This window comes from Sphingomonas bisphenolicum (assembly GCF_024349785.1).
Classification (GTDB): domain Bacteria; phylum Pseudomonadota; class Alphaproteobacteria; order Sphingomonadales; family Sphingomonadaceae; genus Sphingobium; species Sphingobium bisphenolicum.
Genome location: NZ_AP018817.1, coordinates 1,962,226 through 1,975,531, shown reverse-complemented (window position 1 = coordinate 1,975,531; position 13,306 = coordinate 1,962,226). Strand labels below are relative to the sequence as shown.

The following is a 13,306-nucleotide window of genomic DNA, read 5'->3' as shown; positions in this document are numbered from 1 at the left end:
TCTCGTCGGCGCGGGACAGAGCTTTGACTACCCTCTCCCGCCCATCGCGGACTTAATCAGGAGTTTTGGAATGGACCTCGCTGGCAAGAAGATAATCGTCACTGGCGGCGCACAGGGGATCGGTGCAGCGATCGTGCGGGCCTACGTCGCCGCCGGCGCAACGACCGTCGCAATGGACCTGCAGGAGGAACTCGGACATCGAACGGCGGCTGAGGCGAGTGAGCACGGGCCAGGTCAAGCGACCTTTCAACTGCTCGATGTCACGAACCGCAGCGCGGTAGACAAGGCTTTTGAAGAAGCTACTGCGCGGTTGGGCGGTCTGGACGTGATGGTAAATGTCGCAGGCGTGCAATCGTTCGTTGACGTCATCCAGGTCGACGAAGCCGCATACCGCCGCCTGTTCGACATAAATGTTCTGGGCACCATGAATACGAATGGCGCCGCCTATCTCGCGATGAAGCCTAGCGGTAATGGGGCGATCATAAACTTCGGTTCGGAGTCAGGTCTGACGGGCGAGCCGGACAATGCTGTCTATGGCGCGACCAAGGGCGCCGTCCACACGTGGACACGATCGGTTGCCCGACAGTGGGGACCGGACGGGATCCGGGTCAACGCGATACTCCCCTATGTCGTCACGCCCATGTATCAGAAATTCCGGGACGCTTTGTCGCAGGAAGCGCTCGCACGACATGACCATGAGGTCCAAACTGCCATTCCGCTTGGGGGAAAGTTCGGAGACCCTGACAAGGATCTGGCGCCTGTACTGGTGTTTCTCGCGAGCGACGCTTCGCGTTTCATTACCGGCCAGATGCTTGCGGTCGATGGCGGGCTGGTTTCGGTTCGCTAGCGAAGGCGGCCCGATCAAGGGCATGCCCTCAGCTGCTTGGGGTCGATCGAATGATGTCCTTGTATTGGCAGGGCTGGTTCCATTTATGGGAGCCGGCCCTTCAGCCGCTCAATGCCAGTCAATCGATCCACTCAGCCGTCAGCACTGCGATGCTTTGCCTGATCGCATCCTTAATGAGATAATGCTCACTCCCTGTCGCATCCAGCGATGGTTCACCCGAGAGACCTACCAGCACGTTCAGATACAGCAAGGAGGCATTGGTCAGGCGGCGGTCGAAGATATCGGAGGGCAAATCCGGGACACAACTGCGCAACCCTTTGACTATGCGATTGAACGCAGGGGTCAAATCGCCATTCCCGTCCTCCTGCCACGGAAAGCCTTTGGGATAATAGTGAGGCAGATACTGGCATAATATTGAGGCGTAGGCGTGATAGCCGTCATTGTCGCGTGCCTGAAGTTGCGGATGCAGAAGGCATTCCAGCCAAAATCTAAGAGAAAATTCTCCATTCGCGATGCCCGCGTCGATCAGCTCTTGTCGACTGCCTTCCAGCCCGATGACGCGATCGCGCAAGATATTGCGGATCAGCCCATCCATTGAGCCGAAGTGATAGGAGACGGAGAAGTTGTTTTTCATTTCCGCATGTTTTGCGACTTCGCGTGCGGACACACTCCCGACACCGCGCCGCGCCAAAAGCCATTCACCTGAGCGTATCAACCGCTCCCTCGTGATCTCACTCGTCTTATACGCCATTCAAGACCAGCTTCCCTTAAAGCTTCGAACCATGGAACGAGGCGACCAGTTCGCACCGCCCATTGCTGATCGCGGCGTACGACTCACGCCCGCATCAGCTCCGCTGAACCGTGGATGCCGCCTCCTCCCATATCAATGACCGACGATGATGTCGGTTTGGCAGAGGTTTAAACGATCCTCCGCGCCTATCGCAAGCGTTCACCCGCGCGGAATTCCGCCCTTTGTGGCTAATCGTACCGGCGCTTCAACCGAACCCTTTGAGGCGCTCCCCCTACAAATTTAAGTCACTTGACAGTAATTCAGGCTAGGCATATCCAAAGCATCAGGCAAGCCCAGAAGATAGTCGAATCTCTGCCTGTGGAAGTTAAATTAGAAAAACTAATAAGTCGGCGATTTATAAAAATCTCCGTTCGATAACTGCGCAAAAAATACGCAGATTTTATAAAAGAATAAATAAGCAATCATCTTAGGGGATGGATGTCATGAAGCATTGTGCTTATCGATTTATGCTGTGCGCTTCAGCCGCATGGCTGCCCAGCGTCGTTGCTCACGCACAGGACGCTAATCCTGCCGATCCACAGGCGCCGCTGAACGCGCTGTCTCCCCGTCGGCAGCTCAAGATATTGTGGTCACTGCGCGACGACGCGAGGAAAAGCTCTCGGACGTGCCTGTCGCGGTCGAAGCGTTCGGCAATCAGGCGATCAACGATCGAGGCATCCTCACCGAAGCGGACCTCCAGTCGGCTACGGCCGGCCTGACGGTGCGTCAGACGGGATCTTCCAACCAGACCAACTTTTCCCTTCGCGGTCAGTCGATCGACGCTTTCTCTTTCGCCTCGCCTGCCGTCCTTATCTATTTCAACGAGTTCAATACCCAGGGGTCGTCTGCATCCTCCTTCTTCGACCTGGAGAGCATCCAGGTCATCAAGGGACCGCAAGGGACTTTGTTCGGCAGAAACGCCACGGGCGGCGCGGTGCTGTATCAGTCCGCAGCACCCAAGATGGGCGCGTTCGAGGGCTATGGCGAAGTTGCCTACGGTAACTACAACGATCGTCGGATCGAAGGCGCTGTAAATGTCCCTCTCGGCGATTTTGGAGCCTTCCGCCTGGCAGCCCAGTATAACAAGCGGGATGGCTTCCAGAGAAACCTTCTGCTGAACATCAAGCATGGTTCGCTCGACAATCTCACGATCCGGCCTTCCTTGCGGCTGGAACTGTCTGATAAACTGACCAACACGACTCTTTTCCAATATGGCCGTTACCGCGGGCGCAGCACGTCGCTAAAGGCAGATCGGATCTTCAAGGTCGGCGAGGTCAATAACGGCTTCCTGCTCTCGCCTGCACTACCGACTGCGGCTGTGTATCAGCCGGGCGTTCAGATCACCTACCCGCTGGTCGCCAACGCCTTCAGCTCGCTGGACGACTATATCGAGAAAACCAAGAATTCCGGCTTTTACGATACCTATACCAATACGGACGCCGGGCACCGAGCGAACCAGTATATGGTCGTCAACACCACGACCTATGACCTGTCCGATGATCTGACGATCAAGAACATCGCAGGCTATAATTATGTGAAGTCCAACGACAAAACGGATGTCGACGGCCTGCCGTTCACCCCGCTGATCGTGGGCTTCTATCCCGATAATTCGCTCGGATACACCTATACCGACGATCAGATATCGAACGAATTGCAGCTTCAGGGCAAGGCGCTCGACGGTAAGCTGGATTATATCCTTGGCGCCTATTTTTTCCACGGCATGAACCGCCAAAACCAGCCTTTGGGGATTTTCTCCGACACGCCCGATGCCGTTTATATCCTGCGCACATTCCAGTTTGATAACTATTCGAAGGCGTTGTTCGGGCAGGCTTCCTATGAGCTGGCGCCTGACCTGAACTTCACGGCAGGCGCGCGCTACACCTGGGAGCTGGCGAAATACAAGCCTTTGGCTGGCGACATCAACGCGATTCTGGGCGTTGGTCCGGCCGAGCTCAAAGTATCGAAACCAAGCTGGAACCTGAGCATCGACTACAAGGTGACGCCGTCGCTGATGGTCTATGCGTCCCAGCGTGGCAGTTGGCGCACTGGCGGGTTCAACGGCACTGCCTTCACCGTGGTAAACGGCGTCTCGCTCGCAAATCAGTATGAGCCAGAAACCACCTACGATTTCGAGCTGGGCGCGAAGTTTCAGGGCTATGTCGGAGGTCGACGGGCGAGCCTGAATGTTGCGCTGTTCGACCAGTATATCAAGAATGTGATCCGGGCGGTCTACATCGATGTCAGCGCGGTCTCGGGCAATGTGAAGAAGGCACGCGTCAGCGGCGCCGAAGTCGAAGGCTCGATTCAGTTGGCCGACTGGCTGCAGGTCGGGGGCGTCTTCTCCTACACCGATGCCCGCTACACGAATCCGATCGCGAATGTCGGAAGCGGGCAATTCGGTTTCGGCCCTTATGCCGACACGCCCAAATATTCGGGTTCAGCCTTCTTCAGCGCGTCCTTCCCGCTCGCCGGCGATGGCGGCGAAATCGCGCTGCGCGGCGACCTCTATTCCCAGAGCAAATATTATTACTCCAACCTCAACGCCTCGATCCTGCCGGGAACGGAGGTCAAGGGCTACACGCTCGCCAATGCCCGGCTGGAATGGAAGAAAATCCAGGGCAGCAACGTCTCCGTCGCGACCTACGTGAAGAACCTGACGAACGAGAAATACATCGTCGGCGGCTTCGCCCTGGGAGCAGTGCTGGGCGTGCAGAGTGTCCTACCCGGGGTCCCGCGGACGTACGGCGCCGAGGTCCGCTTCGAATTCTAGCTTCAACTTTGGGCTGACGGGTCGAATTTTGGCGCCCCGCCAGCTCACCACAAAAAGGACAGATGAGATGGCAAGACTGAATGGCAAGGTCGCGATCGTGACGGGCTCCGGCACCGGCCAGGGTGAGGCCGAAGCCCGCCTGTTTGCAGATGAAGGCGCCAAGGTGATCGTCGCCGACGTCAATTTCGGTGCCGCGCAGAAGGTCGCGGCAGAGATCAACGCAAAGCATCAGGATAGCGCGCTCGCGGTCTCGCTCGACGTTTCGAAGGAGGCCGACTGGAAGGACGCGGTGAAGGCGGCGGCGGAGAGCTTTGGTCCGATCACCATTCTGGTCAACAACGCCGGCATCCTCGCGCCGGCGACCTACGACGTGCTGACCCATGAGCATTGGACCCGGACGATGGACGTCAACGCCTGGGGCCAGATGGTAGGCATGCAAACCCTCATCCCGATCATGAAGGCAGCCGGCGGCGGCTCCATCGTGAACGTCTCCTCGCTGGCAGTCGTCAACGCCTGCGGGCGCTTCACCGCCTACACGGCAAGCAAGGGCGCGGTAGACGCTCTCACGCGCGCCGCTGCGATCGAACTGGCCGGGTTCAATATTCGCGTCAATTCCATCGCGCCGGGCGTCATTCTCACCTCGATGGTGGAAGAAGCTTTTCCCACCCAGAACGCCATGGATGCTGCTGCATCCGTCCAGCCGCTTCGCCGACTGGGGCGGCCCATCGATGTAGCTTACCTCGCCCTCTATCTCGCCTCCGACGAGTCCTATTTCACGACCGGCGCGCAGCATGTGATCGACGGCGGACTCTCCGTCATGGGCGGCGTGACTCCTGACCTTGGGGACCAGTGAAGTCCTAGCCCTGCCCAATTCCGCATTTTGAAGAGGATTTTACATCATGGCATTGCGTGCCGGCATCTTTCACACACCCTACAACAAGCCCCATCGCACGCCGCTGGAGATGTTCGAATGGTCGCTCGATCTCGCCCGCACATGCGACGAGGCGGGATATAAGGATTTTCTGGTCGGCGAACATTATACGCTGGCGCGCGAGAATATTCCCGTACCCGAAGCCGTGATCGCCGCCGCCGCGCCAATGACGAAGACCCTCCGGTTCGCACCGATGGCGCATTTGCTGCCCTATCATAATCCCGCGACGCTCGCAGTGCGAATCGGCTGGCTGAGCCGCGTGCTGGGCGACCGCTACTATCTGGGCGTGGCGCCAGGTGGCCATCACACCGACGCCATTCTGAACGGGTTCGACGGGATCGGCGGACTTCCGGAGCGCCAACTGGAAGCGCTCGACGTGATGCAGCAGGTGTGGAAGCGGGAACCCTTCAAGTTCAAGGGGAATTTCTACCAGGCCGGCTTCCCCGGCCCCGACGATATGCCCGGCTACAACGTCGAGATCGCCGATAACAGCCCCCATCCGGGCATGGAGATCGCAGTGACCGGCCTCTCTACAAAATCCCCGTCGATGAAGTTCGCCGGCGAGCGCAACTACAGCCCGATCTCCTTCTTTGGCGGCACCGCCCAGATGAAGGCGCATTGGGATACCTGGTCAGCCGCCATGGAAGCGAGCGGCCACACACCCGATCGCAAGCGGTTCACCATATGCCGCGAAGTCTTCATTGCCGACACGGATGCCGAAGCCAAGCGCCGGGCGTTATCCAGCGGCCTTGCGGAAAGCTGGGAAAAATATCTGTTTCCGATCTACAAAAAATTCGATCTGTTCGCTGGCATCATCGCTGATTCCGGCAAGGATCTGACGCCTGATCAACTGGACATGGACTTCCTGGCCGAACATGTCTGGTTGTGTGGATCGCCCGAGACGGTCGCCGAGAAGATCGAGACGCTGATCGATCAGGTCGGCTCGTTCGGGCAGCTTTGCGTCAATTCGCACGACTATATCGACGACCCGGCCCCGGCGAAGGAATCGCTGCAGCGGTTCGCACAGGAAGTCACCGCCAAGATCGAAATCTGACCGCAAACCTAGTCCCGGAGCTGCGCTCCGGGACTAGGACACCGGCTTGAAAATGGAGATGGACGTTATGGAAACAGATGATCGGGCAAGGACGTCCCCGCCGCCCCATGTGCCAGCGGACCGTCTGTACGATATAGACATGTACAAGCCGGACGGGATCGAAACCGACGGCTATCTCAAAGCCTGGAAGCGCCTTCAGGATGAGAAGCTTCCCGGCCTGGTATGGAGCCCCTTCAATGGTGGCCACTGGGTTGCCACGACCGGCGCGCTGATCCGAGAGATTTACACCGATCCCGATCGCTTTTCGAGCCAGGTACTTTTCATCCCGAAAGCGGCTGGGGAAAAATATGCGATGGTCCCCTCGAAAATGGACCCGCCCGAACACCGTCCCTATCGCGCGGTCGTCGACAAGGGGCTCAACCTGCGCGCCATACGCGAGCGCGAGCCGCAGGTGCGTGCTCTGGCAGCCAGCCTGATTGACCAGTTCGCGGATCGCGGCACGTGCGATTTCGTCGAGGAATTTTCCGCCGAGTTTCCCATCCAGGTATTCATGACCATGGCCGACCTGCCGATGGAGGATTCGCCCAAGCTGCGCGCTCTCGCCAGTGGCATGACGCGGCCGGGTGGCAACTCCCCTGAAGAGATGGCCGCCAATCTGGACCGCGCCAACAAGGGCTTTTTCGATTACGTTGGGCCGATCATCGACGCGCGGCGCGGCAAGCCCGGCACGGACATCATCTCCCTGTGCGTGAACACGGATATCAACGGCGCGATGATGGAGCGGCAGAAGCTGCTCGGCATGATTTCGCTGCTGCTGCTGGCCGGCCTCGATTCGGTCACGAACTTCATGAACATGATGATGGACCATCTTGGTCGGCACCCCGAGACGGTCGCCATCCTGCGGGACAACCCTGAAGAGCTACGGCGCGCGGTGGAAGAAATGTTCCGTCGTTTCCCGCTCGTCGCTGCGGCTCGCATGATTGCCAAGGACATCGAACTCGACGGGGTCGAACTGAAGGCCGGGGAGATGGTATTGCTGCCGACGCCTCTGGCGGGCCTCGACGAGCAGCAGAACCCCGATCCCTGGGCGCTCGATTTCCATCGCAGCCGCATTTCCCATTCGACATTCGGGGAAGGCCCGCATCGCTGCGCAGGTCTGCATCTGGCCCGGCTGGAAACCACGATCCTGCTGGAGGAATGGCTCCGGCGCATTCCGGCCTTCCATGTGGTCGAGGGCTGCGAGCCGCGCTTCGAGTCTGGCGTCGTTGCGTCGGTCGACAATGTGCATCTGGAATGGGAGGCGGCGTGACGACTGATAGCACCACCTTGGACGTCACCAAGGCAGTCCTATGTTTCGAATATGGTCCGCCCGACACATTACGCGTGTCTTCGGTCGCACTGCCCCCGCTTGATCCAGCCAACGTCCGGATCAGGGTCATGGCGTCTGGTATCAACTTTCCCGATACCCTGATCATGCTCGGCAAATATCAGCTGCGCCCCGAACTTCCTTTCGCGCCCGGATTCGAAGTCGCCGGCGAAATCATCGAAGTCGGTGACGCGGCGGGCGGCTGGTCCGTTGGAACGCGCGTTGTTGGGTTGACCGCGTCGGGGTATGGTGGCTTCGCTGAATATGTCGATGTCCGCGGCGAGCTCGCGGTGGGTGTGCCCGCGGATGTCGATGATGTCACGGCGGCTGGCATCTACGCGGCCTATGGTACGGCCTATCATGCGCTGGTGCAGCGTGGTGGAGTGAAGCCGGGCCAGCAGGTCGTCGTGCTGGGCGCCACAGGCGGCGTCGGACTAGCCGCTGTAGACATCGCATCGGCGCTCGGTGCCGAGGTGATTGCCATTGGCAGTTCCGCAACGAAGCTGGAACTGGCGCTGGCAGCAGGCGCAAAATCCGCCATCGTTTATGTTGAGGGTGAGCTCGGAAAGCAGATCAAGTCGGAGACGGCCGGACACGGCGCCGACATCTGCATCGACGTCACTGGTGGCAAGGCGTTTGCAGAAATGTCCCGTGCGATGGCCTGGGAAGGGCGTCTTCTCGTCATTGGGTTCACGAGCGGGGAAATTCCCGTGCTCCCCGTCAATCTGCTGCTGCTCAAGGGGTACTCAGCAGTTGGCGTCTATTGGGGCCGATTTAGCGAGATCGATCCTGACGGCCACGTGGCCAATTTCGAAGCGCTTTGGCGGCTGATGGCCGAAGGCCGGATCACGCCGCACATTCACAAGACCTACCCCATGGAGAGCGCCGCGGCTGCCTTGAACGACCTTTTGTCGCGCAAGACAGCCGGCAAGCTGGTGCTCACGCCTTTCAGCCAATGACCGACGGGAGCGATATTTTGCCGGAACTGGAAGAATTGCTCGCCAAGCAGGCGATCACGGAAGTCCTTCATCGCTATTGCCGTGGCGTCGACCGCCTGGATGAGGATTTGGTCCGCGACATCTATCATGACGATGCCTTTGACGATCATGGCTATTGGTCGGGGCGCGGTCATGATTTCGCTCCTTTTGTCGTCGATCGCTTGCGCCAGGAAAATGCCTGGACCACCCATTCGATCACGAACGCCCTGATCGAGGTGAGAGGTGACGTAGCAATAAGTGAATCCCAGGTCATGGTGCATCTCAAGCGGCGAAACGGAGGACCGGTAATCGTCGATGTGATGGGCGCTCGCTACGTCGATCGCTTCTCTAAACGAAACGGCGTCTGGAAAATCGATGAACGCACCGTCGTGCTCGATTGGCACAAGGTCGAGAACTGGGCCGGGCAGGAAGCACAAATCCCCCTCGAACTCTTCACCACCGGGAAGCGTGAACGCACCGACGCCGTGTACATCATGCACGAAAAAATGACGTTGCAGGACGAGGGATAGGATCGCCATGATGAAGTACAAGCTACTGGGTCGCTCGGGCCTTCGGGTGTCGGAATTCTGCCTTGGCACCATGACATTCGGCACTGCCTGGGGCTGGGGATGTGACGAAGCTGGCTGTCGGTCCCAACTCAACCTGTTCTTAGGACAGGGGGGTAATTTCATCGACACGTCCAACGTCTACGGGTCGGGCCAGGCCGAAGAGATACTTGGCAACATACTCACCCCTGCTCAGCGCAACAGCACCGTGCTGGGGACAAAATATACCGACAACCTACCCGGCGAGACGGCGCACGCCAACAGCGCCGGCAATCAGCGCAAGAATATGGTGCAGAGCCTTGAAGGCAGTCTCAAACGTCTCAAGACCGACTATGTCGATATCTTCTACGTTCACACCTGGGATTTCACGACACGTCCGGAAGAGGTCCTGCGCGGGCTCGATGATCTCATTCGACAGGGCAAGATACTCTATGCCGGCATCAGCGACGCGCCGGCCTGGGTCATTTCCCGATGCAACGAACTGGCAGATCGGATGGGCTGGTCGCCTTTCGTGGTCAATCAGTTCGAATATAGCCTCGTGGAGCGCACTCCCGATCGAGAGATCGTCCCGATGTCGCGCGCGCTGGACATCGGCATGGTTGCCTGGTCGCCGCTCGGCGGTGGCATCCTCACCGGAAAATATACCGCTAATAAGAATGCGGGCGGCTCCCGTAGAATGGACAATGTACCCTACAAGGCCCTGTCCGAACGCAATTTGACAATCGCGCGCGCGCTTGACGCCGTCGCACAGGAGGCCGGCTGCACCCCATCTCAAGCAGCGCTCAAATGGATGCTGAAGAAGCGCATCATTCCCGTAATTGGCGCTTCGAGCGCGGACCAGCTTGAGACCAACCTTGCGTCCCTGGACGTCGAACTGTCGGATGATCAACTTGGCCAGCTGGACAGCGCGAGTGCGGTCGAGCTCGGGTTCCCGCACGACTTTTTCGAGTCGGCAAAAGGCTTCGTCTATGCCGGCCTTTTCGACCGCATCGATCGGCATCGCGACGACGGAATCGGCACCAGCGCCGACGCCAAGCAAAACGCGAACTTCAGCTACACCGACGTGATGATCGACAGCCCTGCGCAGGCATAGAGCGGGTTGGCGATACAGGTTTCAAGGAATGACAGGATGATTTTGGGCATACACCATACCGCCATCGCCACTCGGGACATAGAAAGCCTGGCCACTTGGTACGCCGACATGTTCGGACTCGCTAGATTGTGCGACGATGGCTGGTCGGGCGCGCCGGAACTCGACAAGATCGTGGGCCTTCCCAATTCGGCCGCCCGGTTCATGCTGCTCAGCGGTGGCAATCATTGTATCGAACTATTCCAGTTCAGCTCTCCCGATCCGGGCGAACACACGCCTGCTCGCCCAGTATCCAAACCAGGCTTCACGCACATCTGCTTTGCCGTCGACGACATCGAGGCCGAGTATCGGCGATTGAGCGAGGCCGGCATGGAATTCCATTGTCCCCCGACGGTGGCGGCGGATCGCCCGCTGCTTGCCACCTACGGCCGCGACCCGGACGGCAATGTCGTCGAACTGCTGCAGGTGATCGATGACGGTCCGTTCGCTTTCGCGACCACGCAGCCGGAATGGAAAGTGGCGGCCAAGTCGCGCTGACGCCATTCGCCAGGAAACGATCGGCGTTCGGCGTCGAAACAATATCAATCAACACAAGGAGAGGCTGCCATGGCATTGCTGAAAGGGAAAGTCGCGATCGTGACCGGTGCGGGGTCAGGCATCGGCGCCGCGATCGTCGAAACGTTTCACCGCGAAGGCGCGCAAGTCTTCGCGGTTGATGTGAGCGGAAGGCAGGAGGAAGTCGCTGCCCGTCTGGGCTCGGGCGGGATGGGAGAAGGGCCAGGTCGAGAACCAGGTGCAGACGATCCGTGGCCGCTTCTTCCAGCCCCGGCTGCGGTTCGCCAGCCTCGAAGAGCTTAATGGCTGGCTGGAGGCCGAGTGTCGGCGCTGGGCGGAACGGCAGGCCCATCCCGAACAGGGAGAGCTGACCGTGGCGCAGGTGCTGGAGATCGAACGATCCGCGCTGCAGCCGATGCTGGGGCCGTTCGACGGCTTCAATGAGAGCGAGCATGCCGTGACGGGCACCTGCCTGATCAGCTTCGACCGCAACCGTTACTCGGTGCTCTCGACGGTGGCACGGCGCACTGTGCAGGTCCGCGCCTATGCCGATCGTATCGTCGTTCGCTGCGGCGAGGAGGTTGTCGCCGAACATCCTCGCTACTTCGGGCGCAACCGCACGATCTATGATCCCTGGCATTATCTGCCGGTGCTGGCCCGCAAGCCCGGCGCGCTGCGGAACGGCGCCCCCTTCCAGGGCTGGGATCTGCCACCGGCGCTTGCCCGCCTGCGCCGCAAGCTGGGTAATGGCGACGATGCTGATCGCCGGTTCGTCCGTGTGCTGTCGGCTGTGTTGACCGATGGCCTGGAGCCTGTCGAAGCGGCGGTGCGCGAGGCACTGGCGACGGGCACGGCAAGCGACGACCTGATCCTGAACATCCTGGCGCGACGCCGGGAACCGCCGCGTCCACTCACGATCATCACCTCCGAGGACAGCGCGCTGCGCCATCCTCCGATCGCCGACTGTGCCCGTTACGACCAGCTGAGGACCTTCGATGCAGCGGCATGACATGATCGAGGCCATGCGCGGGCTCGGGCTCAAAGGCATGGCAGGCGCGTTCGACGATGCGGTCACCACCGGCCTTCAGCGCCAGCGCACCACGATGGAGATATTGACCGATCTTCTGAGGGCGGAAGCGACGCATCGCCACGCCGCGTCGATCCGATACCGGATGGCGGCCGCGAGGCTGCCGATCGTGAAGGACATCGACGCCTTCCGGTTCGAGGGCACCCCGATCAACGAAGGACTGGTGCGTTCATTGCACAGCGGCGCGTTCCTGCCCGCGCGGCGCAATATCGTCCTGGTCGGCGGTACAGGCACCGGAAAGACCCATCTGGCCATCGCCATCACCGCTAATGTCGTGCGCTCGGGTGCGCGGGGCCGCTACTTCAACACCGTTGATCTTGTGACCCGTCTCGAAGAGGAGGCCAGGATCGGCAAAAGCGGCACACTCGCCGCCCAGCTATCCCGCCTCGATCTCATCGTGCTCGATGAACTGGGGTATCTGCCGTTCGCCCGATCGGGCGGCCAGTTGCTGTTCCATCTGATCAGCAAGCTCTACGAGCAAACCAGTGTCATCATCACCACCAACCTCGCCTTCGGGGAGTGGCCCACCGTGTTCGGTGATCCCAAGATGACCACCGCGCTCCTGGATCGCGTCACCCATCATTGCGACATAGTCGAGACCGGCAATGACAGCTGGCGCTTCAAAAACCGGAGCTGATCCTCCCCATCGGCCCTCAATTAAAAGATGCTTTGCGCTGCGCGCGCCTTCGGTCGGGCTACGCCCTCCCTACGCCGCGCGCAGCGCAGGAGAGCGCGTCAGATCAACCTTGCGCCATCTTGAAATGGGGTCCCTTTTGCGCGCCGATAGGGGGTCCCGTTTGCACGCCGATTGACAGCACCCTATCGCTGAGCGGGCGCCGGCCACGCATCAGCTTATGCTCAAGACACGCCTCTTCGATCAAATGCTTATGCGCTTCGTTCGGGAAGCGATGGCGTCAGGCGAACTACGGAGCGACATACCGCATCGCCTCGCAGCGACTGCTTTGTTCGGCATGCTCAATTGGACACATCGCTGGTTTACGCCTGACGGCAATTTGAGTGGCCGTGAAGTTGCGGAAGCCTTCTGGTCAATCTTTTCCCAGGGGATGAAACTGCCCGGGCGAAGCTGAAAGAGGAGCAGACTACAAGGAAAATCCTGACTGGGTTCAGGTTCGCAGTACCCCGCCACGACTTTCGGTCTGGCCGTCAGCAAACTGCCGGCGCGTTGCCAAGCCTTATTGAGCGCCTGCCAATAAAAAATGCGGCATCATCTCTAACATCGCGATTCGGTCAGAAATTCAGTGATTACCCGGTG

At 59.6% G+C, this 13,306-nt stretch carries 13 protein-coding genes and 1 pseudogene; 13 read left to right on the top strand and 1 reads right to left on the bottom strand.

All coding sequences use genetic code 11. The features are described 5' to 3' along the window. Positions 1-70: 70 nt before the first annotated feature. Positions 71-847 (top strand): SDR family NAD(P)-dependent oxidoreductase, encoded by a 777-nt coding sequence (locus tag SBA_RS09760; RefSeq protein WP_261934270.1) that lies wholly within the window; start codon positions 71-73, stop codon positions 845-847. 118 nt (positions 848-965) lie between these two features. Here the strand turns inward: SBA_RS09760 and SBA_RS09755 are convergent, their stop codons facing one another. Next, positions 966-1,598: a hypothetical protein gene (locus tag SBA_RS09755; RefSeq protein WP_261934269.1), complete on the bottom strand. Its 633-nt coding sequence runs from the start codon at positions 1,596-1,598 to the stop codon at positions 966-968. Between the two features lie 664 nt (positions 1,599-2,262). Between SBA_RS09755 and SBA_RS09750 the strand changes: the two genes are divergently transcribed. The 12 genes and pseudogenes from SBA_RS09750 to SBA_RS09695 all read left to right on the top strand — a co-directional run bounded on the left by SBA_RS09750 (position 2,263) and on the right by SBA_RS09695 (position 13,121). Further along, the gene (locus tag SBA_RS09750) at positions 2,263-4,407 is read left to right on the top strand and encodes a TonB-dependent receptor (protein WP_261934268.1); all 2,145 of its coding nucleotides are present in this window, start codon (positions 2,263-2,265) and stop codon (positions 4,405-4,407) included. Positions 4,408-4,435: 28 nt separating this feature from the next. Then, on the top strand, positions 4,436-5,260 hold the full coding sequence (locus SBA_RS09745) for an SDR family NAD(P)-dependent oxidoreductase (RefSeq protein WP_148648348.1): 825 nt from the start codon (positions 4,436-4,438) through the stop codon (positions 5,258-5,260). 46 nt (positions 5,261-5,306) lie between these two features. After that, a complete protein-coding gene (locus SBA_RS09740) occupies positions 5,307-6,392 on the top strand; it encodes an LLM class flavin-dependent oxidoreductase (protein WP_261934267.1) in 1,086 nt (361 codons plus the stop codon). 67 nt (positions 6,393-6,459) lie between these two features. Next, positions 6,460-7,701 carry a cytochrome P450 gene (locus tag SBA_RS09735; protein WP_261934266.1) on the top strand — a complete coding sequence of 414 codons (1,242 nt, stop codon included), beginning with the start codon at positions 6,460-6,462 and terminating at the stop codon, positions 7,699-7,701. Continuing rightward, positions 7,698-8,717 carry an NADPH:quinone oxidoreductase family protein gene (locus tag SBA_RS09730; RefSeq protein ID WP_261934265.1) on the top strand — a complete coding sequence of 340 codons (1,020 nt, stop codon included), beginning with the start codon at positions 7,698-7,700 and terminating at the stop codon, positions 8,715-8,717. Before SBA_RS09735 ends, SBA_RS09730 begins: the two co-directional genes overlap by 4 nt. Then, the gene (locus SBA_RS09725; RefSeq protein WP_261934264.1) at positions 8,714-9,265 is read left to right on the top strand and encodes a nuclear transport factor 2 family protein; all 552 of its coding nucleotides are present in this window, start codon (positions 8,714-8,716) and stop codon (positions 9,263-9,265) included. Before SBA_RS09730 ends, SBA_RS09725 begins: the two co-directional genes overlap by 4 nt. A gap of 7 nt (positions 9,266-9,272) precedes the next feature. Then, the gene (locus SBA_RS09720) at positions 9,273-10,394 is read left to right on the top strand and encodes an aldo/keto reductase (protein WP_261934263.1); all 1,122 of its coding nucleotides are present in this window, start codon (positions 9,273-9,275) and stop codon (positions 10,392-10,394) included. Positions 10,395-10,430: 36 nt separating this feature from the next. After that, positions 10,431-10,928 carry a VOC family protein gene (locus tag SBA_RS09715; RefSeq protein ID WP_261934262.1) on the top strand — a complete coding sequence of 166 codons (498 nt, stop codon included), beginning with the start codon at positions 10,431-10,433 and terminating at the stop codon, positions 10,926-10,928. A gap of 69 nt (positions 10,929-10,997) precedes the next feature. Then, on the top strand, positions 10,998-11,249 hold the full coding sequence (locus tag SBA_RS09710; protein WP_261934261.1) for an SDR family NAD(P)-dependent oxidoreductase: 252 nt from the start codon (positions 10,998-11,000) through the stop codon (positions 11,247-11,249). After that, positions 11,152-11,955 (top strand): annotated as a pseudogene (locus SBA_RS09705) (Mu transposase domain-containing protein); the annotation flags it as partial. The gene SBA_RS09710 and the pseudogene SBA_RS09705, both read left to right, overlap by 98 nt. After that, positions 11,942-12,670 carry an IS21-like element helper ATPase IstB gene (gene istB, locus SBA_RS09700; RefSeq protein WP_261934260.1) on the top strand — a complete coding sequence of 243 codons (729 nt, stop codon included), beginning with the start codon at positions 11,942-11,944 and terminating at the stop codon, positions 12,668-12,670. The pseudogene SBA_RS09705 and the gene istB, both read left to right, overlap by 14 nt. Positions 12,671-12,887: 217 nt before the next feature. Next, positions 12,888-13,121, top strand: a complete 234-nt coding sequence (locus SBA_RS09695; protein ID WP_261934259.1) for a hypothetical protein — start codon at positions 12,888-12,890, stop codon at positions 13,119-13,121. Positions 13,122-13,306: the final 185 nt, after the last annotated feature.